Annotated in this window: 1 protein-coding gene; it reads left to right on the top strand. The window is 39.4% G+C overall.

Annotated features, from left to right (window positions below; translation table 11 throughout):
* The coding region (locus SB724_RS22045) for an IucA/IucC family protein (protein ID WP_410573240.1) at nt 1-231 on the top strand (231 nt) is incomplete at both ends.

Raw genomic sequence — 231 nt, 5'->3', positions numbered from 1 at the left:
CTGAAATTTTCAATGCATGTTCTTTTGACGGGCTCGGTAAGAATCAACAGTGAAAAAGATCTGAAAAGAGGGTATGCATCATCCATCTGGTGGAACCATGTAAGAGTTCCGTTTGAAAAAGAATTTGAGCAGTTCAAATTATTGCTGGAGCCGGCAACGGTGAGTGTTTATTTTAATGGAGAAACTGTTGATAGTCTTAACCTGCTGATTCGTGAAAATCCATTTCAACCC

It is taken from the genome of Bacillus sp. SIMBA_031, from assembly GCF_046535225.1.
GTDB classification, from domain to species: Bacteria; Bacillota; Bacilli; order Bacillales; family Bacillaceae; genus Bacillus; species Bacillus velezensis.
Note: the sequence above shows the minus strand (reverse complement) of the source record. Positions and strands in the feature narration are given on the sequence as shown.